Here is a 25,818-nt window from a genome sequence, read left to right as displayed (position 1 = left end):
GCAAAAGAGCCGACCTGCACAGGTCGGCTCTTTTGCTTTGAACGCGGCGCGGGCGCTCAGCGGTGGTGGGACAGCAGCGTATTGAGCGCGTCGCGCAGCGGCGAATCGGGCAGGCTGCGCGCGAGCTGGTCGAGATTGGCGAGCCCGGTCGGCGTCATGCGCCCGCTGGTGCGCGGCCGTGCCACCGGCTCCACCTCCCAGTCGGAATGGCGCTGCACCTCGGGCTGCACCCGCACGCGGATCGAGGTGACCGGCGAGCCGCGCTGCTGCAGGCGTCCGAGCAGCGTCGGCACGACCTGACGCACCCGCGCCGCGGCCGCGCCGTGAGCCGCCAGCAACAGCAGCACCTGGCCGTTGGGGTCGGACGGGTCGCGCTTGATGCCGGCCACGGCCAGGCCGGCGCGCATGCCGGCCGGCAGCAGCGCCAGTACTTCCGCCTCCAGCACCGACAGCTGGCGCGCGGTCTGGAGCAGCGTCGACACCGGGCCGGCCTTGTCCAGCCAGTCGTTGAGCGGCTTGGCGGCGGGGGTCTGCAGGGCGGGATGGGTGAAGCGGCGCATGGGTCCATTCTAGCAAGGGGCAGCGCATGCACGCAGGCAGCGCGGGCCGAAAGCGAGGGCGGCCGGATTGAAGCCGGCGCAACCATCCCAAACTGCTTGCAGCAGGGCCCGCGCCAGCGCCCCGCGCCGCCGGGCGTGACCCCGGCACATGATAAACTCGGCGTTTTGCGCCAATCTATCCATTACCGCGCCCGGCCACCGGGGCAGCCCGCCTTCCCTGGGGATGCCACCCGGTTCCGCGCAGGTGAAAGCAATCGATGATCACGGGCCTTCTCAAGAAAGTCTTCGGCAGCCGCAATGAGCGGCTGATCAAGCAATACCGCCGCACGGTGGCGCAGATCAATGCGCTGGAGCCGAAGTTCGAGCAGCTCTCCGATGACGAGCTGCGCGGCATGACCGAGGCCTTCCGGCAGCGCCACGCCGGTGGCGAATCGCTCGAGGCGCTGCTGCCCGAAGCCTTCGCCGTGTGCCGCGAGGCCAGCAAGCGCGTCATGAAGATGCGCCACTTCGACGTGCAGCTGATCGGCGGCATGGTCCTGAACGACAACAAGATCGCCGAAATGCGCACCGGCGAAGGCAAGACCCTGACCGCGACGCTGGCCGTGTACCTGAATGCCATCACCGGCAAGGGCGTGCACGTGGTCACCGTCAACGACTACCTGGCGCAGCGCGATGCCGAGTGGATGGGCCGGCTGTACAACTTCCTGGGCCTGTCGGTGGGCGTGAACCTGTCGCAGATGGCGCACGACCAGAAGCAGGCGGCGTACAACGCCGACATCACCTACGGCACCAACAACGAGTTCGGCTTCGACTACCTGCGCGACAACATGGTCTACGACCCGTTGCAGCGCGTGCAGCGGCCGTTGCACTACGCCATCGTCGACGAAGTGGACTCGATCCTGATCGACGAGGCCCGCACCCCGCTGATCATCTCCGGCCAGGCCGAGAACCAGACCGACCTGTACCAGCGCATGAACGGCATCCCCAAGCTGCTCGAGCGCCAGATCGGCGAAGAAAAGGCCGACGGCACCGGGGTCGAGAAGCCGGGCGACTACTACGTCGACGAGAAGGGCCACCAGGTCTACCTGACCGAGGCCGGCCACGAAAAGGCCGAGGACATCCTGTCGCAGCTGGGGCTGATCGGCGAGGGCGAATCGCTCTACGCGCCGCAGAACATCACGCTGATGCACCACCTGTATGCGGCCCTGCGCGCGCACAGCCTGTTCCACCGCGACCAGCACTATGTGGTGCAGAACGACGAAGTCGTGATCGTCGACGAATTCACCGGCCGCCTGATGACCGGCCGCCGCTGGTCCGATGGCCTGCACCAGGCCGTGGAAGCCAAGGAAGGCGTCACCGTCCAGCAGGAAAACCAGACGCTGGCGACGGTCACGTTCCAGAACTACTTCCGCATGTACGAGAAGCTGGCCGGCATGACCGGCACGGCCGATACCGAAGCGTACGAGTTCCAGGAGATCTACGGCCTGGAAGTGGTGGTGATCCCGACCAACCGCCCGACCCAGCGCAAGGACCTGCAGGACCAGATCTACAAGACCGGCAAGGAGCGCTACGACGCCGTGGTGCGCGATATCCGCGACTGCTACGAGCGCGGCCAGCCGGTGCTGGTGGGCACCACCTCGATCGAGACCTCGGAATACCTGTCGGGCCTGCTCGAGCGCGAACAGCTGCCGCACCAGGTGCTCAACGCCAAGCAGCATGCGCGCGAAGCCGAGATCGTGGCGCAGGCCGGCCGCCCCAAGATGATCACCATCGCCACCAACATGGCGGGCCGCGGCACCGACATCGTGCTGGGCGGCAACGTCGAGAAGCAGGCCGGTTTCATCGAGGTCGACGCCAGCCTGTCCGACGCCGACAAGGCCGCGCGCATCCAGCAGCTCAAGGATGAATGGCAGTCGCTGCACGAGCAGGTCAAGGCCGCCGGCGGCCTGCATATCGTCGGCACCGAGCGCCACGAGTCGCGCCGCATCGACAACCAGCTGCGCGGCCGTGCCGGCCGCCAGGGCGACCCGGGCTCGTCGCGCTTCTACCTGTCGCTGGACGACCAGCTGCTGCGCATCTTCGCCGGCGACCGCGTGCGCGCCATCATGGAGCGCCTGAAGATGCCCGAGGGCGAGCCGATCGAGGCCGGCATCGTCACGCGCTCGATCGAATCGGCGCAGCGCAAGGTGGAAGGCCGCAACTTCGACATCCGCAAGCAGCTGCTGCAGTACGACGACGTTGCCAACGACCAGCGCAAGGAAATCTACAAGCTGCGCAACGACGTGCTCGAGGCCAATGATGTCGGCGAGATGGTCACCAACCTGCGCGAAAGCGTGCTGATCGAGCTGTTCCGCGACCACGTGCCGGCCGACACCATGGAAGAGCAGTGGAACATCGCCGGCCTGGAAACGCGCCTGCGCGAGGACTGGGGCCTGGAAGTGCCGCTGGCAAAAACCATCGAGGGCGCGCAGAGCATCGAGGACGAAGAGCTGCTCAACCTGATCATGAAGGCGGCGACGGAGCGCTACGACAGCAAGGTGGCCATGGTCGGCCGCGAGTCGTTCGCCGGCTTCGAGCGCTCGGTCATGCTGCAAAGCATCGACACGCACTGGCGCGAGCACCTGGCCGCGCTGGACCACCTGCGCCAGGGCATCCACCTGCGCGGCTACGCGCAGAAAGATCCCAAGCAGGAGTACAAGCGCGAGTCGTTCGAGCTGTTCGCGCGCCTGCTGGACGTGATCAAGAACGAAGTCACGCGCGTGACCTTCAATGTGCAGATCCAGTCGCCGGAAGAACTGGAACAGGCTTCCGAGCAGATCGAGGAAGGCCTGTCGCACCTGGAGAACGTGCAGTACAAGCACGACGAGTTCGCCGAAGGCCGCGAGCCGGTCGAGGAGGCGCCGTCACCGCGCACCGGCACGGCCATGGCCGCCGCCGAGCTGGCGCTGGCGGGCATGCCCAAGGTCGGCCGCAACGACCCGTGCCCGTGCGGCTCGGGCAAGAAGTTCAAGCAGTGCCACGGCAAGCTCAGTTGAACTGAGCCAGGCCGGGCATCCGGTATGACGCCGCTCCCGCAGCACGGGAGTGGCGCAAGAGGAATCGAACATGCCCGCCCTTCGCGGGCATGTTCGTCTGAGACCAGCAAGTCGCTAGCAGCAACATCGAGGAGTCCTGCATGCCCGTCAATCTTCCGCTGCCCCAGGCAGAGAACCTGAAATCCGTCGCCGGCGTGGAGCTCGGCTGGGCCGAGGCGGGTATCCGCAAGGCCAACCGCAAGGACGTGCTGGTGGTGCGCGTGGCCGAAGGCAGCACCGTGGCCGGCGTCTTCACCAGCAACCGCTTCTGCGCCGCGCCGGTGCAGGTGTGCCGCGAGCACCTGGCGGCTGCGGACAAGGCCGGCAAGGGCATCCGCGCGCTGGTGGTCAATACCGGCAATGCCAATGCCGGCACCGGCGAACAGGGCCTGGCCAATGCCCGCGCCACCTGCGACGCGCTGGCCGCGCAACTGGGCATTGAGGCCGGCCAGGTGCTGCCGTTCTCGACCGGCGTGATCCTCGAGCAGCTGCCGATGGACCGCCTGCTGGCCGGGCTGCCCGCCGCCATCGCCAACGCCAGGGCCGACAACTGGCTGGCCGCCGCGGAAGCGATCATGACTACCGACACCCAGCCCAAGGTCGCGTCGCGCACGGTGCAGATCGACGGCAAGACCGTCACGCTGTCCGGCATCAGCAAGGGCGCCGGCATGATCCGCCCGAACATGGCGACCATGCTGGGCTTCATCGCCATGGATGCCGCCGTGGCGCAGCCGGTGCTGCAGGCACTGGTGACGCACGCCGCCGACAACTCCTTCAACAGCATCACCATCGATGGCGATACCTCGACCAACGATTCGTTCGTGCTGATCTCCACCGGCAAGTCGGGCGCCGTGATCGACCGCGCCGAAGGTCCGGCCTTTGACGCGCTGCGCGAAGCGGTGACGGGCCTGGCGCAGGAGTTGGCGCAGATGATCGTGCGCGATGGCGAAGGCGCGACCAAGCTGATGACCATCCGCGTCGAAGGCGGCAAGGACGTGGCCGAGTGCCGCCAGATCGCCTATGCGGTCGCGCATTCGCCGCTGGTCAAGACCGCGTTCTATGCCTCGGACCCCAACCTGGGCCGCATCCTGGCCGCAGTGGGCTACGCCGGCGTGGATGATCTCGATGTCGGCCGCGTCAACCTGTGGCTGGACGATGTCTGGGTCGCCCGCGACGGCGGCCGCAATCCCGACTACCGCGAGGAGGACGGCCAGCGCGTAATGAAGCAGGCCGAGATCACCGTGCGCATCGCGCTCGGCCGCGGCAATGCCGAAGCCACCGTGTGGACCTGCGACCTGTCGCACGACTACGTGTCGATCAACGCCGACTACCGTTCCTGACACCGCCGCTTTGCTTCCCTCTCCCGCCGAGGGGAGAGGGAGCAAGAAACCATCGGCACCCTACATTCCCTGACGCCCCGCTGCCATGTCTGACCTCGCCGCCCGCCTCGACAACTTCCTCGCCCGACTCGAACAATGGCTGCCGCCGCAACTGAGCGACGCGGACTGGCAGGAGGCGGTCGCGTTCCGCTGGCGCAAGCGCCAGAGCCTGTTCGGCAATATCGGCTACCTGCAGCCGGTGCGCCAGCTGCCGCCGATCCACCTGGACGACCTGAAAAACATCGAGCGCCAGAAGGATGCCATCGTCGGCAATACGCGCCAGTTCGTGCAGCGCCTGCCCGCCAACAACGTGCTGCTGACCGGCGCGCGCGGCACCGGCAAGTCGTCGCTGATCAAGGCCTGCCTCAATGCCTTCGTGCGGGACGGGCTGCGGCTGGTCGAGGTCGACAAGGACGATCTCGGTGACCTGGGCGATATCGTCGAGCTGGTCTCGCAGCGGCCCGAGCGCTTCGTGATCTTCTGCGACGACCTGTCGTTCGAGGAAGGCGAGTCGGGCTACAAGTCGCTCAAGTCGGCGCTGGATGGCTCGGTCGCGGCGCAGTCGGACAACGTGCTTATCTACGCCACGTCGAACCGGCGGCACCTGCTGCCGGAGTACATGAAGGACAACGAGAGCTACCGCCACACCGACGACGGCGAGATCCATCCCGGCGAAGTGGTGGAAGAGAAGATCTCGCTGTCCGAGCGCTTCGGGCTGTGGCTGTCGTTCTACCCGCCCAAGCAGGACGAGTACCTGGCCATCGTCGGTCACTGGCTGCGGCACTTCGGCTGCACCGACGAGGACATCGCCGCCGCGCGCGGCGATGCGCTGGTGTGGGCACTGGAGCGCGGCTCGCGTTCGGGCCGGGTGGCCTGGCAGTTCGCGCGCGACTGGGGCGGCAAGCACGGCAAGCCGTACATCGCCGATGTTGCCGGGGACGCCAAGGCATGAGCGCGGCGACGCAGAGCCCTGCCGCCACCGGCGGCAACCCGCCGCGCAAGGTGACCGAGGTGGCGGTCGGCGTGCTGGTGCAGCCCGACGGCCGCTTCCTGCTGGCGCAGCGTCCGGCCGGCAAGCCCTACGAAGGCTACTGGGAATTCCCCGGCGGCAAGCTGGAGCCGGGCGAGTCGGTGGAGGCAGCGTTGGCGCGCGAGTTGCATGAAGAGCTAGGGCTTGATGTCACGCAATGCGAGCGTTGGCACATCCTGGAACATGACTACCCGCACGCCTATGTGCGGCTGCATTTCTGCAAGGTCACGGCCTGGCAGGGCGAGCCCGTCGGCCGCGAAGGCCAGGCGTTCTCGTGGCAGGGCACGCCGGTGACGGTGGGGCCGCTGCTGCCGGCCACCATTCCCGTGGTGGCGTGGCTGGACGAGGAAGCGCGCAACGGCTGACCCTGCCGTCCCGCGTCACCGACAAGCGGCCGCGGCGCCCGCTTGTGCGCCGCCCGGGCCAGCGGCCCGGTTCCACAGGAAAGGAACCTGCATGCTACGTGTCGATCGTATCGCCGACGACGTTTCCCTGCCTGAACTGACCCTGCGCGGCATCATCCTCGGTGCGCTGATCACGGTCGTGTTCACCGCCTCCAATATCTACCTGGGCCTGAAGGTCGGCCTGACCTTCTCGTCGGCGATCCCCGCGGCGGTGATCTCGATGGCCGTGCTGCGGCTTTTCCCCGGCGCCAACATCCTGGAAAACAACATGGTGCAGACCCAGGCCTCGGCCGCGGGCACCCTGTCGTCGATCATCTTTATCCTGCCCGGGCTGGTGATGCTGGGCCACTGGCAAGGCTTCCCGTTCTGGCAGACGCTGGCGATCTGCGCGGCGGGCGGCATGCTGGGCGTGGTGTTCAGCATTCCGCTGCGCCATGCCATGGTGGTGCAGAGCGAGCTGCCTTATCCCGAGGGCGTGGCCGCGGCGGAAATCCTGCGCGTGGGCAGCGCCGCCCCGGCCGGCGCTGCACCGGGCCGGAAGCCGCAGGCGACCGGTCTGGCCGACCTGATGGCCGGGGGGCTGGTCGCGGGATTGTTCAGCTTCGCCGCCGGCGGGCTGCGCGTGCTGGCCGAGGGCGCCAATTTCTGGCTGTCGGCGGGCGCCTCGGTGGTGCGGCTGTCGATGGGCTTCTCGCTGGCGCTGGTGGGCGCGGGCTACCTGGTCGGCATCGTTGGCGGGCTGGCCATGCTGCTCGGGCTGGTGCTGACGTGGGGCGTCGCGGTGCCGTGGCTGACCGCGGTCACGCCGCGCCCGGACGGCGCCACGCTGTCGGCCTTCGGCACCATGGTGTGGAGCCAGCAGGCGCGCTTTATCGGCGCCGGCACCATCGGCATCGCCGCGATCTGGACGCTGCTGTCATTGGCCAGGCCCATGCTGTATGGCATCCGCGCCTCGTTCGGCGCGCTGCAGGCCGGCCCGGCGGGGCAGGGCAGCGTGCCGCGCACGCAGCAGGACATGCCGGCGAAGTGGATCGGGCTGGTGATGCTGGCGCTGCTGGCGGTGCTGGTGACGGTGTTCGCCTGGTTCCTCGCACCGGCGCCGCTGGGTGGCGGGGCGCGCTGGCGCCTGGTGGTCTACGCGGTGGTATTCGCCTTCATCTTCGGCTTCCTGGTGGCGGCGGCGTGCGGCTATATGGCCGGACTGGTGGGCTCGTCGGCCAGCCCGATCTCGGGCATCGGCATCATCGCCGTGATCCTGGTGTCGCTGCTGATCCTGCTGGCGGGCCAGGCCGACGGCCTGCTGGCCACGCCCGAGGGCGGCAAGTTCGCGATCGCGCTGGCGATCTTCACCACCTCCGCTGTGGTGGCGGTGGCGTCCATCGCCAACGACAACCTGCAGGACCTGAAGACCGGCTGGCTGGTCGGCGCCACGCCGTGGCGCCAGCAGGTGGCGCTGCTGATCGGCTGCGTGGTCGGCGCCGCGGTGATTCCTCCAGTGCTCGAGCTGCTCTACAACGCCTATGGCTTCGCCGGCGCGCTGCCGCGCGCCGGCATGGACCCGAACCAGGCGCTGGCCGCGCCGCAGGCGACACTGATGACCGCGATCGCCACCGGCATCTTCACCCACCAGCTCAACTGGACCATGATCCTGATCGGCATCGGGCTGGGCGTGGTGCTGATCGCCATCGACGAGGTCCTGCGCCGCCGTGGCGGCGCGGCGCGGCTGCCGGTGCTGGCGGTGGGCATCGGCATCTACCTGCCGCCGACGATCAGCTCGGCGCTGGTGGTGGGGGCGGTGCTGTCGTGGCTGTTGCTGCGCGCCGAGCGCCGCCGCGCCACCGCGCGCGGCGACGACGTGCGGCTGGCGCTGGAACACGCCGAACGGCGCGGCACGCTGCTGGCGTCCGGCCTGATCGTCGGCGAAAGCCTGGTCGGCGTGATGCTGGCCGCGGTGATCGGCCTGTCAGGCAGCGATGCCCCGCTGGCCGTGGTCGGTGGTGGGTTTGAAGCGACCGCGCAGTGGCTGGGCCTGGCGGTGTTCGTGCTGGTGTGTGTGGGCTTCTACCGGCGCGTGCTGGCGGCGGCGCACTGAGCACGGCGGCGCCGGAGCGCCTTCAGTCGTCCTCGTCTTCGGACCGGTCGGGCGAGGTCTCGCCCGGCTTGCCGCCGATTACGTATTTCTCCGAGGCCCAGGCGCCGAGATCGATCTGCTTGCAGCGCTCGGAACAGAAGGGGCGGAACTTGTTTTCGGTTACCCAGGCCACCTCGGTGCCGCAGGTGGGGCATTTGACGACAGCAGGCATGGCGTTCAGCGCAGGCTTCAGAAATTGCAGAGTTTCAGCAGGAACGGAATATCGGCATCGACCGAGCGCGGGCGCAGGTCGCCGTCCTGCTGCGTGAAGCGCACCCACAGCATGTACTTGTTGGCGCTCATCTCGGGGATGAAGGCCAGCAGCGAGTCGTCCAGCCAGACCTGCATCAGCTGGTAGCTGCGGCCCGACAGCATCTGCTGGTAGCTGCCGCCGGTGGCGATCACCTTGCCGCTCTGGCCGGCTTCGCGCAGCAGCCGCAGCACGATGGTCGTGCCCATGCGCAGCGACACCAGCGGACGCGCCCATTTCAGGATGTCGGCGCGGCGGTCTTCGGCGGGGCGATGCTGCCAGGCATAGTACGCAGGCAGGTCGAACTCGCAGGTGCCGCCGGGGATGATGGCGCGGCTGCGGATGCTGGTCAGCCACTCGTTGTCGGTCAGCAGCTGCCCGGCCTTGCCCACGGTCTGGTTGAGCATGGCGATGCCCTGCTCGATCTCGCCGATGACCGAGTCGAGCGCGTCCTGGTCGATCTGCGGATTGGCGCGCAGCGGCGCCAGGGCCTGGCGCTGGCGTTCCAGTTCCTTGATCAGGTCGGTCTTGAGGTCGGCGCGGCCGGCCACGTCGATGATCTCGAACAGCGTGGTCAGCGCGACGTGGTGCTGCTGGGCATGATCCTGGCCGAGGAAGTATTCCAGCCGATCGAACAGGTCTTCCAGGCGCAGGAGAGTCCTGATGCGTTCGTTGAAAGGGTATTCGTACAGAATCAAGTGCTGTGTCCGTGCAGGGCGTCGGGCGCTTCAGGGGCGGCCCGGTGCAGAATGAGGCCCGGGAAATACCGGAAAGGGCGATCTATGCGTGTGGAATGCCGGCACTATGCGGCGATTTCCCGGCATGTTCCAGCGCATTCTATGCGAGACAAGGTCCGAGGACAATGTCGCGCGCATGATGCCATGCGCCACCGCGCCGGCCTGGCGCGTTATGGATGGACCGTGCCCGCGGCCGACAGTTCACGGTAGTAGCGGTCGAGCCGGTCGACCTGTGCCACCAGCGCCTGCACCGGCCCGTCGTTGTCGATGACGTCGTCGGCACATGCCAGGCGCGCGGCGCGCGTGGCCTGACGGGCCATGATCGCCAGCACCTGTTCGCGGCTGAAGCCGTTGCGCGACATCACGCGGGCCACCTGCGTGGCTTCGGTGCAGTCGACCACCAGCACGCGGCCGACGCGCTCGCGCCACGAGCCCGACTCCACCAGCAGCGGTACCACGTAGATCAGGTAGGGGTGCGCGCCCGCAGCGCGGATCGACTGCGCGCGTTCGGTGGTCAGCGCGCGGATCAGCGGGTGCGTGATGGCCTCGAGCCGCGCCTTGGCGGCGGGATCGGCAAACACCAGCGCGCGCATCGCGTCGCGGTCCATGGCACCGTCCGGGCGCAGGCAGGCGGGGCCGAAGGCTTCGACCAGCGCCGGGATGGCGCGCCCGCCCGGGGCGGTGATCTCATGCGCGAGCAGGTCGGTATCGATGATGGCGGCGCCGCGCGCGGCGAACATGTCGGCCACGCGGGTCTTGCCGCTGCCGATGCCGCCGGTCAGTCCGATTTCCAGCATGTGATAGTTTCTGTCAGACGTCGTTGCCGCAACGATACCAGCTTCGGCCGCTTCGGCCGTGGCCGGATCACAGCCGCGCGGCCATCACCAGGCAAACACCGGCAGCACCCCGGGACCGAACAGCAGCACCACCACGCCGGCCAGCGCGATGAAGGGCCCGAACGGGAACGGCGTGTCGCGGTCCTGGCGGCGCAGCGCGATATTGGCCAGCCCGAACAGGACGCCGGCCACCGACGACAGCAGCACCAGCGCCGGCAGCGCCTGCCAGCCGAACCAGGCCCCGAGCGCCGCCATCAGCTTGAAGTCGCCGAAGCCCATGCCTTCCTTGCCGCGCAGCAGCCGGAACAGCCAGTAGGCGAGCCACAGCACCAGGTAGCCTGCGGCGGCGCCGATCACCGCGTCGGGCAGCGCCACGAACAGGCCGGCCAGGTTCAGCAGCAGGCCGATCCACAGCAGCGGCAGCGTGATCTGGTCCGGCAGCAATTGTGTATCGGCATCGATCATGGTCAGCGCCAGCAGCCCCCACACCAGCACCAGCGCGGCCAGCGCCTGCGCGTTCGGGCCGAAGCGCCATGCCACCAGCGCGCTCAGCACGCCGCAGGCCAGTTCCACCAGCGGATAGCGCACGCTGATCGGCGCCTTGCACGCCGAGCAGCGGCCGCGCAGGAACAGGTAGCTCAGCACCGGCACGTTTTCCCACGGGGCGATGGCGTGGCCGCAATGCGGGCAGGCCGAGCGCGGCACCATCAGGTTGTAGCGGCCGGGGTAGGGCAGCGGATCGCCGCGCAGCTCGGCAATGTAGTTGGCCTCGTCGCGCTCCATCATGCGCGGCATGCGGTGGATCACCACATTGAGGAAGCTGCCGACCACCAGCCCCAGCAGCCCCGCTGCCGCCACCAGAAAGACTGGCGGCAGCGCCGCCAGCGCGTGCAGCAGCGGGGCGGAGCCGGTCGCGGCTCCGGTCGCGGCTCCGGTCGGATAAGGGGAAGCGGACCACACCGGCTGCATCGCTTACACCACCTGTCCCAGCTTGAAGATCGGCAGGTACATCGCCACCACCATGCCGCCGATGAGCACGCCCAGCACCACGATGATCAGCGGCTCGATCAGGCTGGAAATGGCGGCGACGGCATCGTCCACCTCGCGCTCGTAGAACTCCGCCACCTTCAGCAGCATATTGTCCAGCGCGCCGGACTCCTCGCCGATCTGCGTCATCTGCAGCACCATGTTGTCGAACACATGGGTCGCCTGCATCGCGTTGGTCAGGCTGGTGCCGATGCGCACCGATTGCTCGATGTCGCGGGTGGCGTCGTAGTAGACCCAGTTGCCGGCGGCGCCGGCCACCGATTCCATCGACTCCACCAGCGGCGTGCCGGCCGCGAACATCGTCGCCAGGGTGCGGGTCCAGCGCGCGATCACGGCCTTGCGGAACAGGCTGCCGAAGATCGGCAGCTTCAGCAGCGCGCGGTCGGTGGCGCGCTGCACCTTCTCGGATTTCTTCAGCGCGCGCAGGTAGAAGCTGATGCCGGCCACCGGCGCGCCGATCACCAGGTACCAGTACTGCACGAAGAAGTCCGAGATCGCGATCACCAGCAGCGTCGGCGCCGGCAGGTTGGCGCCGAAGCTGGAGAACACCCCCTTGAACGCCGGGATCACGAACAGCATCAGGATCACCGTGACGGCAAAGGCGACCGTCAGCACCGCGATCGGATAGATCATCGCGGACTTGATCTGCCCCTTCAGCGCGATGGTCTTCTCCATGTACAGCGACAGGCGCTCCAGCAGCGAATCCAGGATGCCGCCCTGTTCGCCGGCATCGATCAGGTTGCAGTAGAGCGTGTCGAAGTACTTGGGGTGGCGGCGGAACGCCGCGGCCATGCTGCTGCCGGCCTCGATGTCGAAGCGGATGTCGGACAGCAGCTGGGTGAAGTTGGGGTTGACGTGCCCGCGCGCGATGATGTCGATCGACTGCAGCAGCGGGATGCCGGCCTTCAGCATGGTCGACAGTTGCCGGGTGAAGTAGGCGATGTCCTTCTCGGTGATCTTGCGCCCGCGCGCCGCCTTTCGCTTTTTGAGCTTGACGATGGTCAGGCCCTGCTTGCGCAGCGTGGCGGTGACCTCGGCCTGGTTTTCGGCGCGCAGCTCGCCGGTGAAGGTCTTGCCCTTGCGGTCCTTGCCTTCCCACTCGAATATGTACTGGGTGGGGGCCTTGCGTCCCTTCCCTGATTTGGCCCGTGACGGTGCCCCCGTCCGGGCGCCCGCTGCTGGTGCGCGCGTCGCCATGTTATTGACCCCCGATGTAAATGACGCTTGTTGTGCGTCTTGTCTTTACGTTGTGTCTGCTTGCCTACGTGTTCGTGGTCGCCAGCACTTCTTCGAGTGACGTGACGCCCTGCCTGACCTTCAGCAGCCCCGCTTCGCGCAACGATAGCACGCCGTCCTTGCGCGCCTGCTCGGCAATCTGCAGCGCGGTGCCGTGCGCCAGGATGATTTCCTGCATGGCCTCGGTGATCGGCATCACCTGGTAGATGCCGCAGCGGCCCTTGTAGCCGCTGCCGTTGCAGCGCTCGCAGCCGACCGGATGGTAAGGCAGCCAACTGCCGTCCAGGTCGCGCTCGCGGAAGCCCGCTTCCAGCAAGGCCTCGCGCGGGATCTCGCCCTCGCGCTTGCAGCTGCACAGCCGCCGCGCCAGTCGCTGCGCGGTGATCATCAGCACGCTCGACGCGATATTGAAGGGGGCCACGCCCATGTTCATCAGGCGCGTCAGCGTGGTCGGCGCGTCGTTGGTGTGCAGCGTCGACAACACCAGGTGGCCGGTCTGCGCGGCCTTGATTGAAATGTCGGCAGTTTCCAGGTCGCGGATTTCGCCGACCATGATGATGTCCGGATCCTGGCGCAGGAACGAGCGCAGTGCGGTGGCGAAGGTCAGCCCGGCCTTGTCGTTGACGTTGACCTGGTTGATGCCCGGCAGCTGGATTTCGGCCGGGTCCTCGGCCGTGGAAATATTGATGTCGCCCTGGTTCAGCAGGTTCAGGAAGGTGTACAGCGACACGGTCTTGCCGCTGCCGGTGGGACCGGTCACCAGCACCATGCCGTAGGGGCGCTTGATCACGTCCAGCAGCAGCGCCTTCTGCTCGGGCTCATAGCCGAGCTGGTCGATGTCGAGCTTGTCGGACGAAGATTCCAGGATCCGCATCACGATCTTTTCGCCGAACAGCGTGGGCAGCGTCGACACGCGGAAGTCCACCGCCTTCTCGACGGTTTCCTTGGCGTCCTTGTCCTTGGGCAGCGCGATCAGCAGCTTCATGCGGCCGTCCTGCGGCACGCGCTTTTCAGAAATATCCAGCCGCGACAGCACCTTGATGCGGGTCGCGATCTTGTCGCGGATGTCCAGCGGCGGACGCGCGACCTCCTGCAGCACGCCATCGACGCGGAAGCGGATGCGGTAGAAGGTTTCGAACGGTTCGAAGTGCAGGTCCGAGGCGCCGCGGTGGAAGGCCTCGGTCAGCAGCTTCTGCAGGAAGCGCACCACCGGGGCGTCGTCGATGTTGTCGGCCGTGGTGCGGTTGCGCGGGTTGGCGGCGGCGGCGACCGGATCGTATTCGATCATCTTGCGCTCGGCCTGCACCGGCGAGATGTTCTTCAGCGTGCCCAGCGCCTCGCCGGCGGCGCGCACATGCTTCATCAGCTTGTCGTGCTCGACCACCACGGCTTCGACCGGCAGCTTGTACTTGTCGCGGATCGCGTCCAGGCCGGCCTGGTTGGACGGATCGGACAGCGCCAGCACCAGGCGGTTCTCGCGCCGGCCCAGCGGCAGCAGCCGGTGGGCGTGGAACTCACGGTTGCCGGCCAGCGCCGACGGCACCTTGGCCAGGTTGTACTGGGCCAGATCGAGCAGCGGCAGCTGGTACTTGTCCGCGGCGAACAGCGCCACGTCATGCGCGCTCATGGTGCCGCTGCCGATGATCTCGTCGATCAGCTGCGATTGCTTTTCACGCGCGGCCTGCTCCAGCTGAGCAAGCAGGGCGGGCGCGATACGCCGGCTCTGGGCCAGGGCAAGTCCGAGTGTCATGGCAGGTGCGCAGTGGTTGGAGCAGTGTCCGCGGACAGGCAGGACGAGACGAGCCCGCTTCTAGGGATCGGGGCAGTTTGCCGATGGGGTCACTTTTTGTAAAGGCGACGGCGGGACGTGTTGGCGTTTGCGCGACACCGGCGCAACCCTACTTGCGCGGGGCTCAGTCGCCAGCGCGGCGAATACGGAAGACGGCAATTTGAGAATTGCCTCCATCCCCAGTGGTCGCTGGCCAGCCATGCTTCTCGGCATGGTGGCTCGCCGGCGCCCCGGCGTGGCCCGATCTGTTATAGAATCAAAAGTGAGTGCATAACGTCGCATGAGACGAAACTTCAAGAAGCCTTTCGTTCAGTTCGTCAAGAAAGCACACAAGCCGCTGCAGCTGGCGATCGAAGACGAGGTCGAGGAGCTCTGTGCCGTGCCCGACCTGGGGGAAGCGAAGGTCGGGGACTTGGCTGGCATCCGGGTGCACAAATTCAGGTTCAACCGGCAGGAATACCTGATCGCCTACCGGCTCAACGTGAAAGGCGTGGCACTTGAAGTGCTATGGATCGATTTCTATAAGGTCGGCTCGCATGAGAACTTCTATGACGAGCTCAAGAAATACCTGAGGGCAGAAAAGAATGGACACGATGACCGCTGAAGACCTGCTGCATGCCCTCGGCGCGTTGCCCCCGCGGGAGCGCGTCAGGTTTTTCACACTGATCGGGCAGCGGGCCTTTGGTGATGAGAATTTCTCGCATGAGGAAGTCTTCGGCCATCTCGCGGAGGAGGATTTCACCGCGGCAGAGGCTGCCCAATACCTCGAAATCTCGATGGCGACCTTCCGCCGGCTGGTGCGCGATGGCAAGGTGGCTCCACGGGCGGAAGTCGGGCGCAGCCAGCTTTTCTCCGTAGCCGAGCTGAAAGCTTTCAAGCGACAGCGCAAAGCCATCAAGGGCTAAGGAGGAGGGGTAGAAAGACAAAAAGCCGAACCAACTTTCGTTGATTCGGCTTCTTAAATCTGGTCGGGGTGAGAGGATTCGAACCTCCGGCCTCTACGTCCCGAACGTAGCGCTCTACCAGGCTAAGCTACACCCCGATTTGGTCTGCCGGCAGACGTTTTGGCGTCAGCAGCAAAGAACGTAAGTTTAGCAGCGTTTTTTTGGGAATGGAAGAGGGTGGGGGAAAACGCCCCCATCCCGCCGCGCTTCCCGGCTCAGGACTGCCGCTGCAGCGAGAAGGCGCAGAGCTGGATCAGGGTTTCCTTCAGTTCGGACGGCGGGAACTGCCGGGCTGCCTGCTCGGCGGCTTCAGCCTCGCGCCGTGCGGCCTCGAAGGTGACCTCGAGCGCGCCGCTGGCATGGATCGCGGCAAAGACCGCGTCGAAATGCTCGGTGCCGCCCTGCACGATCGCGTCGCGGGCCAGTTGGCGCTGCTCGGCCGTGCCATGTTCCATCAGGTGCAGCAGCGGCAGGGTGGGCTTGCCTTCGCGCAGGTCGTCGCCGGCGTTCTTGCCCATCTGCTCGGCGCTGGCGGTGTAGTCCAGCATGTCGTCGATCAGCTGGAAGGCGGTGCCGATGCGGCGGCCGTATTCGGCGGCCGCCTCTTCCATTTGCGCGTCGGCGCCGGACAGCACGGCGCCCAGCTGCGCGGCGGCCTCGAACAGCTTGGCGGTCTTGTAGCGGATCACCTGCAGGTAGCGCTCGATGGTGACATCCGGGTCGTGCATGTTCAGCAGCTGCAGCACCTCGCCTTCGGCGATCACGTTGGTCGCGTTGGAGAGGATCTCCATGATGCGCATGCTGCCGGCATCGACCATCATCTGGAACGCGCGCGAGTAGAGGAAGTCCCCGACCAGCACGCTGGCGGCGTTGCCGAACACCGCGTTGGCGGTGTCGCGCCCGCGCCGCAGCTCGGACTCGTCGACGACATCGTCGTGCAGCAGGGTGGCGGTGTGGATAAATTCCACCACGGCGGCCAGCTCATGGTGACGGTTGCCGTCGTAGCCCAGCGCGCGTGCCGTCAGCAGCAGGATCACCGGGCGCAGGCGCTTGCCGCCGGCACCGATGATGTATTCGCCGATCTGCTCGATCAGCGGGACTTCAGAGGACAGCCGCTGGCGGATAACAGCATCGACCGCGCGCATGTCTGCAGCGACCGGGGCAAGCAAGGCAGTGGCGGAAGGCTGGGACAAGATGATCACCGTTACGCAAAACCGGACGATTATATGCGATGCAGGCGGCGTTCTACGCATGCCCCGCATTGTTTGACGGGCTGTCTGGCGGGCGATGGGCTCAGGGTATGCGCGCAGCGGGCGTTGGTGGCTGGTCCCACTATAATCCGGTCATGGACAAGCCCATACCTCGTCGCCAACTGCGCCGCACCGCTTGGTGGGTGGCGTTTGCCGCACTGGCGGGGTTCCTGCTCGCCGATCTGACCTGAGCGAAGCGGCCCCCCGATTGTGCCGGGCGCGCCGCTCACAGGCTATGTGCCTGTTTTCTTTGCGGTTTTCCCCAATCTCGTTTACAATTCCCGGTTTCCTCCGGTAGTCGCTCGCCTTGCGGGTCCTTGCCGGCGGGAGATAACCGGGCCGCATCGCGCGGTTTCGGCGTTTTATTCACATCCGAGAGGTTCGACAATGTACGCGGTCGTAAAAACCGGCGGCAAGCAATACAAGGTTGCTGCTGGCGAAAAACTGAAAGTAGAACAGATACCGGCAGACATTGGCGCAGAAATCACGCTCGACCAGGTGCTCGCAGTGGGCGCCGGCGACCAAATCAAGTTTGGTACGCCGCTGGTGAGCGGGGCTTCCGTCAAGGCTACCGTTATCTCCCAGGGTCGTCACGACAAGGTGAAGATCTTCAAGATGCGCCGTCGCAAGCACTACCAGAAGCGTCAGGGCCATCGTCAGAATTACACCGAACTGCGCATCGAAGCGATCGTTGCCTGATCGATCGAGCGTAATCCGGTAAAGCGACAGGAGTAAGACATGGCACAGAAAAAAGGCGGCGGTTCCACGCGGAACGGCCGTGATTCCGAATCGAAGCGTCTGGGCGTGAAGGTGTTTGGTGGCCAGGCCATCAACGCCGGCGGCATCATCGTGCGCCAGCGCGGTACCCGCGTGCATGCCGGCGACAACGTCGGCGTGGGCAAGGACCACACGCTGTTCGCCCTGATCGACGGCCACGTGCAGTTCGCCGTCAAGGGCCCTGCCAAGAAGCAGCAAGTCAGCGTCGTTCCGGCGGCCTGATAACAGCCTTTGCAGGACGAAAGGCCCCGCAACGCTTGCGGGGCTTTTTCTTTTCTGGCGAAGTAAACTACGCCGGCCCCCGATCTGCCGATCCCTGCCGATCCCATCACGGAAAACCCATCATGAAGTTCATCGACGAAGCCCGAATCGAAGCCATCGCCGGCAACGGCGGCAATGGCAGCGCCTCGTTCCGGCGCGAGAAGTTTGTGCCCTTCGGCGGCCCGGATGGTGGCGACGGCGGCCGGGGCGGCAGCGTGTTCGCCGTGGCGGACCGCAATATCAATACGCTGATCGACTTCCGCTATGCCAAGAAGCACGTGGCGAAAAACGGCGAGAACGGCCGCGGCTCCGACTGCTACGGCGCCGCGGGCGAAGACATCACGCTGCGCATGCCGGTGGGCACGCTGATCACCGACATGGACACCGGCGAGGTCATCGCCGACCTGACCGAGCACGGCCAGCGCGTGTGCCTGGCCGAGGGCGGCATGGGCGGCTGGGGCAACCTGCACTTCAAGTCCAGTACCAACCGCGCGCCGCGCCAGCAGGTCGACGGCAAGCCGGGCGAGCGCCGCATGCTCAAGCTTGAGCTGAAGGTGCTGGCCGATGTCGGCCTGCTGGGCATGCCCAATGCCGGCAAGTCGACCTTTATCTCGCATATCTCCAACGCTCGCCCGAAGGTGGCGGACTATCCGTTCACCACGCTGCATCCCAACCTGGGCGTGGTGCGCGTGGACCATGAGCAATCGTTCGTGGTTGCCGACATTCCCGGCCTGATCGAGGGCGCCGCCGAGGGCGCGGGCCTGGGCCACCAGTTCCTGCGCCACCTGCAGCGCACCGGGCTGCTGCTGCATATCGTCGACCTGGCGCCGTTCGACGAGGCGGTCGATCCGGTCGCCGAGGCCAAGGCCATCGTCAACGAGCTGAAGAAATACGACGAGACCCTGTATGAAAAGCCGCGCTGGCTGGTGCTGAACAAGCTCGACATGGTTCCCGAGGACGAGCGCGCGGCGAAGGTGAAGGATTTCCTCAAGCGCTACAAGTGGAAGGGCCCGGTGTTCCAGATCTCGGCGCTCACCGGCGAAGGCTGCCGCGAGCTGATCTATGCGATCAAGGACCACCTGCAGGCGATCAAGGCCGAAGAGGCCGCGGCGCTGGCAGAGCCGGACATCCGCCTGGACGACCGCCTGCATAACGTCGACCAGGACCAGCGCGAGGCATAGACAACAAACAATCAGCGGTTCCGAACGATCTCCGGAGACAGGATTTCCACCATGCAATCGGTCATCGCGCAGGCAAAGCGCATCGTCGTCAAAGTCGGCTCCAGCCTGGTCACCAACGACGGCAAGGGGCTGGACCACGACGCCATCGCCCGCTGGGCGGCCCAGATCGCCAAGCTGCGCGTGGCCGGCAAGGAAGTGGTGCTGGTCAGTTCCGGCGCCATTGCCGAAGGCATGCAGCGGCTCGGCTGGGCGCGCCGCCCGAAGGAAATCCATGAGCTGCAGGCCGCCGCGGCGGTCGGCCAGATGGGGCTGGCGCAGGTCTACGAAAGCCAGTTCGGCCGCTATGGCATCCGCACCGCGCAGGTGCTGCTGACCCACGCCGACCTGGCCGACCGGGAGCGCTACCTGAACGCCCGCTCGACGCTGCTGACGCTGCTGTCGCTCGGTGTGGTGCCGATCATCAACGAGAACGACACCGTGGTCACCGACGAAATCAAGTTCGGCGACAACGACACGCTCGGCGCGCTGGTCACCAACCTGATCGAAGGCGACGCGCTGGTGATCCTGACCGACCAGCGAGGCCTGTACACCGCCGATCCGCGCAAGGACCCGGCTGCGCAGTTCGTCGACGAAGCCCTGGCCGGCACGCCCGAGCTGGAAGCCATGGCCGGCGGCGCCGGCACCTCGATTGGCCGCGGCGGCATGCTGACCAAGATCCTGGCGGCCAAGCGCGCGGCCAAGTCGGGCGCGCATACCACCATCGCCTCCGGCCGCGAGGCCAACGTGCTGGAGCGCCTGGCCGCCGGCGAGGCGATCGGCACCCAGCTGCTGGCGCCGACCGGCCGGCTGACGGCACGCAAGCAATGGATGGCAGACCACCTGCAGCTGCGCGGCCGCGTCGTGATCGACAACGGCGCGGTCGAGAAGCTGACCAGCGGCGGCAAGTCGCTGCTGCCGATCGGCGTGGTCGAAGTGCAGGGCGAATTCGCCCGCGGCGAGGTGATCGCCTGTGTCGATGCGCAAGGCAAGGAGGTGGCGCGCGGCATCACCAACTATTCCAGCGCGGAATCGCGGCTGATCGCGCGCAAGCCGTCGTCCGAGATCGAATCCGTGCTCGGCCACCTGAACGAGCCCGAGCTGATCCATCGCGACAACCTGGTGCTGGTCTGATCGATGCGAGCAAAAAAAACGGCCGGACTGCCAGGCAGTCCCGCCGTTTTTTTACACCTGCACAGGTTGCGTCAGCGCTTGTGCGGCGCGCGCGATTGCAGCTCGAGCACCATGTCGGCGGGCTTGCCGGCCACGGTGCGGCCCTCGCAGAAGAAATCGATCGCCAGCGTGGCGGCGTAGGCATTGCGCACTCCGGCCTGCATGCGGTGCCAGGTCTCGCCGTAGTCGCTGCTGTTGGGCACCCACTCGGTGGCGCCCGGGGGCAGGGTCGCGTACAGCTTGCGCTCGAACGCGTCGCAGCGCATGCCTTCGAAGGTCACGTTGCGCGCGCCGCTCTGGCTGGTGGTGACCACGGTGTAGCGCACCACGTTGTCCTTGCCCACCGAGATCGACTTGCTGTCCACCGCGAACGACAGCGTGCCGGTGCCCGCCACCGAGAACGGGATCAGGTTGGCCTCCTGCGGCAAGGCCGGCAGCATGGCCTTGGCTTCCTCGAAGGTCTTGGGCGCGAACGGGTTGTTCCAGGTGCTTTCTTCCTCGGCCATCTCCTTGCCGGTGGTCTTGCAGCCGGCCAGGGCCAGGCTGGCCGCGGCAAGCAGCAATGCGGCCGCGCTCAGGCCGCCGCGGCGGCCCACGCCGGTCAAACTAGTCATCAGTGCTCCGTGTAGTGGATACCGGCGTCGCCGGCGAAACGTAGTCGGCCGTGGCCGGGGCTTCGACATTGCCGTCGGCGTCGGCCTGCTGGGCGGCCTGCGCCCGGCTCAGCGCCTGTCCGCGCGGCCCGCCGTGGCGCCCGTGCACGCCATGCGCACCGTGGTTGCCGTGCGTGCCATACGGGCTGAGCGGCACGCGCGGGTGCCGGTTCAGGAAGCGTGACAATTCCGTCAGCGCCATCTGGTAGACATCGCGCTTGAACTCGATCACGGCCTCGAGCGGCACCCAGTAGTGGCTCCAGCGCCAGGCATCGAACTCAGGGTGCTCGGTGGCGCGCAGGTGGATGTCGCAGTCCCTGCCGGCCATGCGCAGCAGGAACCAGATTTGTTTCTGGCCCTTGTAGTGGCCGCGGATCTCGCGGCGGATGAACTTGTCCGGCACCTCGTAACGCAGCCAGTCGCGCGTGCGACCGACGATCCTGACGTGCTCCGGAAGCAGGCCGATTTCCTCATGCAGTTCGCGGTACATGGCCTGTTCCGGCGTTTCGCCGTACTTGATGCCGCCTTGCGGGAACTGCCAGGAGTGTTCGCCGATTCGCTTGCCCCAGAAAACCTCGTTTCTTGCGTTGAGGAGGATGATGCCGACGTTCGGGCGAAAGCCTTCACGATCGAGCATGACTGCACCTCGAATCCTTTAGAATTACGCTGATTATAAAGGAAGCGCGCAGCCGGGCCCGGACCGGGGGATGGTGGTTTTCCCCGAGCGGAAGGGCAGTTTCAGGCGCGTGCGCATAATTCAGCGCCGCGGGTCCCCCGGATTGTGCCGGGACGGATTTTTCCGACCTCGGCGGCCCAGAGAGAAATTACGGATGAAAGCCTCGCAATTCTTCATTTCCACCCTCAAGGAAGCGCCCGCCGACGCGGAAATCGTTTCGCACAAGCTGATGATGCGCGCCGGCATGATCAAGAAGCTGGGTGCCGGCATCTACAACTACATGCCGATCGGGCTGCGCGTGATCCGCAAGGTGGAAAACATCGTGCGCGAGGAAATGAACCGGGCCGGCGCGGTGGAACTGTCGATGCCGGTGATCCAGCCGGCCGAGCTGTGGCAGGAAACCGGCCGCTGGGACAAGATGGGCCCCGAGTTGCTGCGCCTGAAGGACCGCCATGAGCGTGACTTCGCGGTGCAGCCCACCTCCGAAGAGGTGGTGACCGATATCGCCCGCTCGGAAATCCGCAGCTACAAGCAGCTGCCGGTCAATTTCTACCAGATCCAGACCAAGTTCCGCGACGAGCGCCGGCCGCGCTTCGGCATCATGCGCGGGCGCGAGTTCACCATGAAGGACGCCTATTCCTTCGACCGCGACACCGACGGCCTGCGCAAGTCGTACGAGAACATGTACGACGCCTACGTGCGCATCTTCCGCCGCTTCGGGCTGGAATTCCGTGCGGTGGCCGCCGACAACGGCGCCATTGGCGGTTCCGGCTCGCATGAGTTCCACGTCATCGCCGAAACCGGCGAAGACGCCATCGTCTACTGCCCGACCTCGGCCTACGCCGCCAACATGGAGGCCGCCGAGGCGCTGCCGCTGGTGGCCGAGCGCGCCGCGCCCACGCAGGACCTGGTCAAGACCTTCACCCCGGAGAAGGTCAAGTGCGAGCAGGTCGCCGAATTCCTGAACCTGCCGCTCGAGACCAACGTCAAGTCGATCGTGCTGGCCACCGACGGCGACGCCGGCGTCCAGATCTGGCTGCTGCTGATCCGCGCCGACCATGAGCTGAACGAGGTCAAGGCCTCCAAGGTGCCGGGGCTGGCCGAGTTCCGCTTCGCCACCGAGAACGAGATCGTCGAAGCCTTCGGCTCGCCGCCGGGCTACCTGGGCCCGATCGACATGAAGAAGCCGGTCAAGGTGGTGGCCGACCGCACCGTCGCCAACATGAGCGACTTTGTCTGCGGCGCCAATTACCGCGACTACCACTACACCGGTGTCAACTGGGGCCGCGACCTGCCCGAGCCGATCGTGGCCGACCTGCGCAACGTGGTGGCGGGCGACGCCTCGCCGGACGGCCAGGGCACGCTGGAGATCTGCCGCGGCATCGAGGTGGGCCACGTGTTCATGCTCGGCACGCGCTATTCGGAATCGATGAACGCCACCTTCCTCGACGAGAACGGCAAGACCCAGCCGATGCAGATGGGCTGCTATGGCATCGGCATCACCCGCATCCTGGGTGCGGCGATCGAACAGAACTTCGACGAGCGCGGCATCATCTGGCCGGCCGCGATCGCCCCGTTCGCGGTGGTGGTCTGCCCGGTGGGCTACGACCGCTCCGAGGCCGTCAAGGCCGAGGCGGACCGTATCCATGCCGAGCTGCTGGCCGCCGGCGTGGACGTGATCCTCGACGACCGCGGCGAGCGCCCGGGCGTGATGTTCGCCGACTGGGAGCTGATCGGCGTGCCGCACCGCGTGGTGGTGGGCGACCGGGGCCTGAAGGAGGGCAAGGTCGAGTACCAGGGCCGGCGCGACGCGCAGGCCACCGCCGTCGGCGTGGCCGAGGTGGTCGGCCACGTACGCAACCTGCTGGCGAACTGAGGCCCATGCGCGCCGTCCGCGGCATGAACGCCGCAGCTGCCGCCGCCCGCCGCCTGGCGGGCGCGCTGCTGGTAACGCTGCTGGCCCTGGCGGCCACGGCGGCGCACGCCGGCGCGCAGAAGGAAGAAGACCTGGCCGATTCCGTGCGCGGCGCGCTGGCCGCGGCGATTGCCGATGACCGGCCGTTGCGGCCGGTGTTCGCGTCCGGCGGCGAGCGCCTGGCCTACCTGAAGTGGCTGGGCGAGATGTCGGCGCGGCTGGCCGCGCGCATCCCCGAGCCGCAGGTGCGGGTCGAGCTGATCGAGGTGGCCTACTACGAGGCCAAGCGCGCCGGCCTGGAGCCGGCGCTGGTGCTGGGCCTGATCCAGGTCGAAAGCAACTTCCGCAAGTACGCGATCAGTTCGGCCGGCGCGCGCGGGCTGATGCAGGTGATGCCGTTCTGGGTGCGCACCATCGGCGACAGCGACGCGCGCAAGCTGTTCCACCTGCAAAGCAACCTGCGCTACGGCTGCACCATCCTGCGCTTTTACCTGGACCGCGAGCAGGGCGACCTGTACCTGGCGCTGGGCCGCTACAACGGCAGCCGCGGCCGCCCGGAATATCCCAACGCGGTGCTGGCGGCGTGGAAGCGCTGGCAGTATTCCGAAGCCACCGTCACCGTGGCCGGCGATGCCGAGATTGCGCCGTCGCGCCCGCGCGCGCCGGTGGCGGAGCCGCCGGCACGCAACCCGTTCTCGTCGCAGCGCGTCGCAGCCAATCCGTCATGATCCGCGAAGCATCCGTTGCCGGCGGCAAGGCCGGCTACACCGAATCCTCGCCCGAACTCGAACAATGGCTGGCCCGCCATATCGCCCAGGGCTTTGCCGCCGATGCGCTGGTGCTGTCGATGCTGCGCTCGGGCTACGACGACGCCTTCGCGCGCCGGTCGGTGGCTGCGGCGTTTGCCCAGGACAACGGCGACGCGGCGCCGGCACGGCCCGCGCAAGCTGAAGCCGCAGCGACCGGCACGCCTGCGGTCTATGCCGCCGATGGCGGCGACCGCCGGGTACCCGTCCTGTTCCGGCTGGCGTCGCCGCAGGTGCAGCTGTTCCAGCAACTGCTGAGCGACGACGAGTGCGATGCGCTGGTGGCGCTGTCGCGCGGCCGGCTGGCGCGCTCGCCGGTGGTCAATCCCGACACCGGCGACGAGAACCTGATTGACGCCCGCACCAGCATGGGGGCGATGTTCCAGGTGGCCGAGCACGCCCTGATCGCGCGCATCGAGGCCCGCATCGCCGCGGTCACCGGGGTGCCGGCCGAGCATGGCGAAGGGCTGCAGATCCTCAACTACAAGCCGGGCGGCGAGTACCAGCCGCACTTCGACTACTTCAACCCGCAGCGTCCCGGCGAGGCGCGGCAGCTGTCCGTCGGCGGGCAGCGCATCGCCACGCTGGTGATCTACCTGAACACGCCCGAGGCGGGCGGCGCCACCGCGTTCCCGCGCGTGGGCCTGGAGGTGGCGCCGGTCAAGGGCAACGCGGTCTACTTCAGCTACCTGCTGCCCGACGGCACGCTCGACGACCGCACCCTGCATGCCGGCCTGCCGGTGGCCGCCGGCGAAAAGTGGATCGCCACCAAATGGTTGCGCGAACGGCCGTACCGCAGCGCGGCGTGAGCCGCCCCGCAGCCAAGCCGGGGGCACCGGCCGCACCGGCCGCCAGCCGCTGGTGGGCGGATCCCGCGCTGCCCTTTGCCGAAAGCCGGCGCGCCAGCCACAGCAGCGCCAGCTACCTGCCGCATAGCCATCCCACCCTGTCGATCGGCGCCGTCGACGGCGGCACCAGCCGCTTTGCCTGCGGCGATGAAAGCGCCGTGCTCGGAGCGGGCGCGGTGGTGGTGATCCCGGCGCACCAGGTCCATGCCTGCAATCCCGTGCCGGACGGGTGCTGGAGCTACCAGATGCTGCATTTCGACCCGGCCTGGGTCGCGGCCGTGCTCGACGAGGACAGCGCGGCGCGGGCCCGGCTGCCGGCACGCGTGATGACGTCGCCGGCGGTCTACGAGCTGGTCTGCGGGTTGAACCGCGCGTTGTTCTCGCCCGCTGACAGCGTCGAGAAAGAGGCCGCGCTGGTGGCCTTCATCGGCGACCTGCATGCCGCCATCGATAACGGCGCAAGCACCCGCACACTGCCGGTGCCGGCCTCCGTCTCCGCCCGCGTGGCGCAATTGTGCGAGCTGCTGCGCGAGCGCCATGCCGAGCGGCTGCCGCTGGCCGAGCTGGCGCGCGCCTGCGGCCTGAGCCGTTACCACCTGGTGCGGGCCTTCCGCGCCGAAACCGGCATGACACCGCACGCCTACCAGCTCGACCTGCGCATCCAGCATGGGCGCCGCCTGCTGCGGCAGGGCGCGGCGCTGGCCGAGGTCGCCCTGGCGCTGGGCTTTGCCGACCAGAGCCATTTCCAGCGCGCCTTCAAGCAGCGCGTGGCCATGACACCGCGCGGGTACCAACGCGCCGCCTGAGGCGCCGGCCTGGCGCGAC

Annotated in this window: 25 protein-coding genes and 1 tRNA gene; 15 read left to right on the top strand and 11 right to left on the bottom strand. The window is 67.2% G+C overall.

Annotated elements, in window-relative coordinates:
* Window positions 1-56: 56 nt before the first annotated feature.
* The gene (locus CBM2588_RS15230) at window positions 57-560 is read right to left on the bottom strand and encodes a DciA family protein (RefSeq protein ID WP_111519096.1); all 504 of its coding nucleotides are present in this window, start codon (window positions 558-560) and stop codon (window positions 57-59) included.
* Between the two features lie 257 nt (window positions 561-817).
* On the opposite strand from CBM2588_RS15230, the gene secA reads away from it, so the two are divergent.
* From secA to CBM2588_RS15205, 5 genes are all read left to right on the top strand, one after another.
* Window positions 818-3,595: a preprotein translocase subunit SecA gene (secA, locus tag CBM2588_RS15225; protein ID WP_115681190.1), complete on the top strand. Its 2,778-nt coding sequence runs from the start codon at window positions 818-820 to the stop codon at window positions 3,593-3,595.
* A gap of 140 nt (window positions 3,596-3,735) precedes the next feature.
* On the top strand, window positions 3,736-4,974 hold the full coding sequence (argJ, locus tag CBM2588_RS15220; protein WP_115681189.1) for a bifunctional glutamate N-acetyltransferase/amino-acid acetyltransferase ArgJ: 1,239 nt from the start codon (window positions 3,736-3,738) through the stop codon (window positions 4,972-4,974).
* 85 nt (window positions 4,975-5,059) lie between these two features.
* Window positions 5,060-5,965 (top strand): ATP-binding protein, encoded by a 906-nt coding sequence (locus CBM2588_RS15215; protein WP_115681188.1) that lies wholly within the window; start codon window positions 5,060-5,062, stop codon window positions 5,963-5,965.
* Window positions 5,962-6,408, top strand: a complete 447-nt coding sequence (locus CBM2588_RS15210) for an NUDIX domain-containing protein (protein WP_115681187.1) — start codon at window positions 5,962-5,964, stop codon at window positions 6,406-6,408. Before CBM2588_RS15215 ends, CBM2588_RS15210 begins: the two co-directional genes overlap by 4 nt.
* A gap of 91 nt (window positions 6,409-6,499) precedes the next feature.
* Window positions 6,500-8,539 (top strand): OPT family oligopeptide transporter, encoded by a 2,040-nt coding sequence (locus tag CBM2588_RS15205; protein ID WP_115681186.1) that lies wholly within the window; start codon window positions 6,500-6,502, stop codon window positions 8,537-8,539.
* Window positions 8,540-8,561: 22 nt separating this feature from the next.
* Here CBM2588_RS15205 and CBM2588_RS15200 read toward each other — a convergent pair whose 3' ends face one another.
* The 6 genes from CBM2588_RS15200 to pilB form a co-directional block, all read right to left on the bottom strand.
* Entirely contained in the window at window positions 8,562-8,750 is a 189-nt protein-coding gene (locus tag CBM2588_RS15200; protein WP_111519102.1) for a DNA gyrase inhibitor YacG, read from the bottom strand.
* A gap of 17 nt (window positions 8,751-8,767) precedes the next feature.
* The gene (zapD, locus tag CBM2588_RS15195) at window positions 8,768-9,526 is read right to left on the bottom strand and encodes a cell division protein ZapD (RefSeq protein WP_115681185.1); all 759 of its coding nucleotides are present in this window, start codon (window positions 9,524-9,526) and stop codon (window positions 8,768-8,770) included.
* Window positions 9,527-9,735: 209 nt separating this feature from the next.
* Entirely contained in the window at window positions 9,736-10,362 is a 627-nt protein-coding gene (gene coaE, locus CBM2588_RS15190) for a dephospho-CoA kinase (RefSeq protein WP_018006249.1), read from the bottom strand.
* A gap of 84 nt (window positions 10,363-10,446) precedes the next feature.
* The gene (locus CBM2588_RS15185) at window positions 10,447-11,370 is read right to left on the bottom strand and encodes a prepilin peptidase (protein WP_115681184.1); all 924 of its coding nucleotides are present in this window, start codon (window positions 11,368-11,370) and stop codon (window positions 10,447-10,449) included.
* Window positions 11,371-11,373: 3 nt separating this feature from the next.
* A complete protein-coding gene (locus tag CBM2588_RS15180) occupies window positions 11,374-12,645 on the bottom strand; it encodes a type II secretion system F family protein (RefSeq protein WP_115681183.1) in 1,272 nt (423 codons plus the stop codon).
* A 64-nt stretch (window positions 12,646-12,709) separates the two neighbouring features.
* Entirely contained in the window at window positions 12,710-14,434 is a 1,725-nt protein-coding gene (gene pilB / locus CBM2588_RS15175) for a type IV-A pilus assembly ATPase PilB (RefSeq protein ID WP_115681182.1), read from the bottom strand.
* 319 nt (window positions 14,435-14,753) lie between these two features.
* Here pilB and CBM2588_RS15170 point away from each other — a divergent pair, with 319 nt between their 5' ends.
* Window positions 14,754-15,077 carry a type II toxin-antitoxin system RelE/ParE family toxin gene (locus CBM2588_RS15170; protein ID WP_115681181.1) on the top strand — a complete coding sequence of 108 codons (324 nt, stop codon included), beginning with the start codon at window positions 14,754-14,756 and terminating at the stop codon, window positions 15,075-15,077.
* Window positions 15,058-15,378, top strand: coding sequence for a helix-turn-helix domain-containing protein (locus tag CBM2588_RS15165; RefSeq protein ID WP_115681180.1), 321 nt, complete (start codon window positions 15,058-15,060; stop codon window positions 15,376-15,378). The genes CBM2588_RS15170 and CBM2588_RS15165 overlap by 20 nt, the downstream gene beginning before the upstream one ends.
* Before the next feature lie 60 nt (window positions 15,379-15,438).
* On the opposite strand, the gene CBM2588_RS15160 is transcribed toward CBM2588_RS15165, so the two are convergent.
* Window positions 15,439-15,515, bottom strand: a tRNA-Pro gene (locus CBM2588_RS15160).
* A 117-nt stretch (window positions 15,516-15,632) separates the two neighbouring features.
* Window positions 15,633-16,562 (bottom strand): octaprenyl diphosphate synthase, encoded by a 930-nt coding sequence (gene ispB, locus CBM2588_RS15155; RefSeq protein ID WP_115681179.1) that lies wholly within the window; start codon window positions 16,560-16,562, stop codon window positions 15,633-15,635.
* A 492-nt stretch (window positions 16,563-17,054) separates the two neighbouring features.
* On the opposite strand from ispB, the gene rplU reads away from it, so the two are divergent.
* From rplU to proB, 4 genes are all read left to right on the top strand, one after another.
* Complete coding sequence (rplU, locus tag CBM2588_RS15150) at window positions 17,055-17,366, top strand: 50S ribosomal protein L21 (RefSeq protein WP_006576525.1); 312 nt, start codon at window positions 17,055-17,057, stop codon at window positions 17,364-17,366.
* Window positions 17,367-17,405: 39 nt separating this feature from the next.
* Window positions 17,406-17,666 carry a 50S ribosomal protein L27 gene (rpmA, locus tag CBM2588_RS15145; protein ID WP_012353931.1) on the top strand — a complete coding sequence of 87 codons (261 nt, stop codon included), beginning with the start codon at window positions 17,406-17,408 and terminating at the stop codon, window positions 17,664-17,666.
* 122 nt (window positions 17,667-17,788) lie between these two features.
* Window positions 17,789-18,886, top strand: coding sequence for a GTPase ObgE (gene obgE, locus CBM2588_RS15140; RefSeq protein WP_062801793.1), 1,098 nt, complete (start codon window positions 17,789-17,791; stop codon window positions 18,884-18,886).
* Window positions 18,887-18,937: 51 nt separating this feature from the next.
* Entirely contained in the window at window positions 18,938-20,056 is a 1,119-nt protein-coding gene (gene proB, locus CBM2588_RS15135; RefSeq protein WP_115681177.1) for a glutamate 5-kinase, read from the top strand.
* Window positions 20,057-20,127: 71 nt separating this feature from the next.
* Here the strand turns inward: proB and CBM2588_RS15130 are convergent, their stop codons facing one another.
* Both CBM2588_RS15130 and CBM2588_RS15125 read right to left on the bottom strand, forming a co-directional pair.
* Window positions 20,128-20,709 (bottom strand): CNP1-like family protein, encoded by a 582-nt coding sequence (locus CBM2588_RS15130; RefSeq protein WP_115681176.1) that lies wholly within the window; start codon window positions 20,707-20,709, stop codon window positions 20,128-20,130.
* On the bottom strand, window positions 20,702-21,385 hold the full coding sequence (locus CBM2588_RS15125) for an RNA pyrophosphohydrolase (RefSeq protein WP_115681175.1): 684 nt from the start codon (window positions 21,383-21,385) through the stop codon (window positions 20,702-20,704). Before CBM2588_RS15125 ends, CBM2588_RS15130 begins: the two co-directional genes overlap by 8 nt.
* Before the next feature lie 193 nt (window positions 21,386-21,578).
* Here CBM2588_RS15125 and CBM2588_RS15120 point away from each other — a divergent pair, with 193 nt between their 5' ends.
* From CBM2588_RS15120 to CBM2588_RS15105, 4 genes are read left to right on the top strand one after another with little or no spacing between them, the layout of a single operon-like run.
* Window positions 21,579-23,300, top strand: a complete 1,722-nt coding sequence (locus CBM2588_RS15120) for a proline--tRNA ligase (RefSeq protein WP_115681174.1) — start codon at window positions 21,579-21,581, stop codon at window positions 23,298-23,300.
* 5 nt (window positions 23,301-23,305) lie between these two features.
* Window positions 23,306-24,067: a lytic transglycosylase domain-containing protein gene (locus tag CBM2588_RS15115; RefSeq protein ID WP_115681173.1), complete on the top strand. Its 762-nt coding sequence runs from the start codon at window positions 23,306-23,308 to the stop codon at window positions 24,065-24,067.
* Window positions 24,064-24,954 carry a 2OG-Fe(II) oxygenase gene (locus tag CBM2588_RS15110; RefSeq protein WP_115681172.1) on the top strand — a complete coding sequence of 297 codons (891 nt, stop codon included), beginning with the start codon at window positions 24,064-24,066 and terminating at the stop codon, window positions 24,952-24,954. Before CBM2588_RS15115 ends, CBM2588_RS15110 begins: the two co-directional genes overlap by 4 nt.
* The gene (locus tag CBM2588_RS15105; RefSeq protein ID WP_115681171.1) at window positions 24,918-25,799 is read left to right on the top strand and encodes an AraC family transcriptional regulator; all 882 of its coding nucleotides are present in this window, start codon (window positions 24,918-24,920) and stop codon (window positions 25,797-25,799) included. The genes CBM2588_RS15110 and CBM2588_RS15105 overlap by 37 nt, the downstream gene beginning before the upstream one ends.
* Window positions 25,800-25,818 lie beyond the last annotated feature (19 nt).

This window comes from Cupriavidus taiwanensis (assembly GCF_900250075.1).
GTDB lineage: Bacteria > Pseudomonadota > Gammaproteobacteria > Burkholderiales > Burkholderiaceae > Cupriavidus > Cupriavidus taiwanensis_C.
This window is presented reverse-complemented; position numbering and strand designations above follow the sequence as displayed.

Excerpts from the sequence above, each read along its gene's own strand:
- CBM2588_RS15130 (WP_115681176.1), bottom strand. The coding sequence starts at position 20,709 with ATGACTAGTTTGACCGGCGTGGGCCGCCGCGGCGGCCTGAGCGCGGCC.
- CBM2588_RS15110 (WP_115681172.1), top strand. The coding sequence starts at position 24,064 with ATGATCCGCGAAGCATCCGTTGCCGGCGGCAAGGCCGGCTACACCGAA.
- CBM2588_RS15215 (WP_115681188.1), top strand. The coding sequence starts at position 5,060 with ATGTCTGACCTCGCCGCCCGCCTCGACAACTTCCTCGCCCGACTCGAA.
- CBM2588_RS15170 (WP_115681181.1), top strand. The coding sequence starts at position 14,754 with ATGAGACGAAACTTCAAGAAGCCTTTCGTTCAGTTCGTCAAGAAAGCA.
- obgE (WP_062801793.1), top strand. The coding sequence starts at position 17,789 with ATGAAGTTCATCGACGAAGCCCGAATCGAAGCCATCGCCGGCAACGGC.
- ispB (WP_115681179.1), bottom strand. The coding sequence starts at position 16,562 with ATGCGCGCGGTCGATGCTGTTATCCGCCAGCGGCTGTCCTCTGAAGTC.
- CBM2588_RS15105 (WP_115681171.1), top strand. The coding sequence starts at position 24,918 with ATGGTTGCGCGAACGGCCGTACCGCAGCGCGGCGTGAGCCGCCCCGCA.
- CBM2588_RS15180 (WP_115681183.1), bottom strand. The coding sequence starts at position 12,645 with ATGGCGACGCGCGCACCAGCAGCGGGCGCCCGGACGGGGGCACCGTCA.
- pilB (WP_115681182.1), bottom strand. The coding sequence starts at position 14,434 with ATGACACTCGGACTTGCCCTGGCCCAGAGCCGGCGTATCGCGCCCGCC.
- proB (WP_115681177.1), top strand. The coding sequence starts at position 18,938 with ATGCAATCGGTCATCGCGCAGGCAAAGCGCATCGTCGTCAAAGTCGGC.
- CBM2588_RS15120 (WP_115681174.1), top strand. The coding sequence starts at position 21,579 with ATGAAAGCCTCGCAATTCTTCATTTCCACCCTCAAGGAAGCGCCCGCC.
- secA (WP_115681190.1), top strand. The coding sequence starts at position 818 with ATGATCACGGGCCTTCTCAAGAAAGTCTTCGGCAGCCGCAATGAGCGG.
- CBM2588_RS15165 (WP_115681180.1), top strand. The coding sequence starts at position 15,058 with ATGGACACGATGACCGCTGAAGACCTGCTGCATGCCCTCGGCGCGTTG.
- CBM2588_RS15210 (WP_115681187.1), top strand. The coding sequence starts at position 5,962 with ATGAGCGCGGCGACGCAGAGCCCTGCCGCCACCGGCGGCAACCCGCCG.
- argJ (WP_115681189.1), top strand. The coding sequence starts at position 3,736 with ATGCCCGTCAATCTTCCGCTGCCCCAGGCAGAGAACCTGAAATCCGTC.
- CBM2588_RS15205 (WP_115681186.1), top strand. The coding sequence starts at position 6,500 with ATGCTACGTGTCGATCGTATCGCCGACGACGTTTCCCTGCCTGAACTG.
- rplU (WP_006576525.1), top strand. The coding sequence starts at position 17,055 with ATGTACGCGGTCGTAAAAACCGGCGGCAAGCAATACAAGGTTGCTGCT.
- CBM2588_RS15115 (WP_115681173.1), top strand. The coding sequence starts at position 23,306 with ATGCGCGCCGTCCGCGGCATGAACGCCGCAGCTGCCGCCGCCCGCCGC.
- CBM2588_RS15125 (WP_115681175.1), bottom strand. The coding sequence starts at position 21,385 with ATGCTCGATCGTGAAGGCTTTCGCCCGAACGTCGGCATCATCCTCCTC.
- CBM2588_RS15200 (WP_111519102.1), bottom strand. The coding sequence starts at position 8,750 with ATGCCTGCTGTCGTCAAATGCCCCACCTGCGGCACCGAGGTGGCCTGG.
- rpmA (WP_012353931.1), top strand. The coding sequence starts at position 17,406 with ATGGCACAGAAAAAAGGCGGCGGTTCCACGCGGAACGGCCGTGATTCC.
- CBM2588_RS15230 (WP_111519096.1), bottom strand. The coding sequence starts at position 560 with ATGCGCCGCTTCACCCATCCCGCCCTGCAGACCCCCGCCGCCAAGCCG.
- CBM2588_RS15185 (WP_115681184.1), bottom strand. The coding sequence starts at position 11,370 with ATGCAGCCGGTGTGGTCCGCTTCCCCTTATCCGACCGGAGCCGCGACC.
- coaE (WP_018006249.1), bottom strand. The coding sequence starts at position 10,362 with ATGCTGGAAATCGGACTGACCGGCGGCATCGGCAGCGGCAAGACCCGC.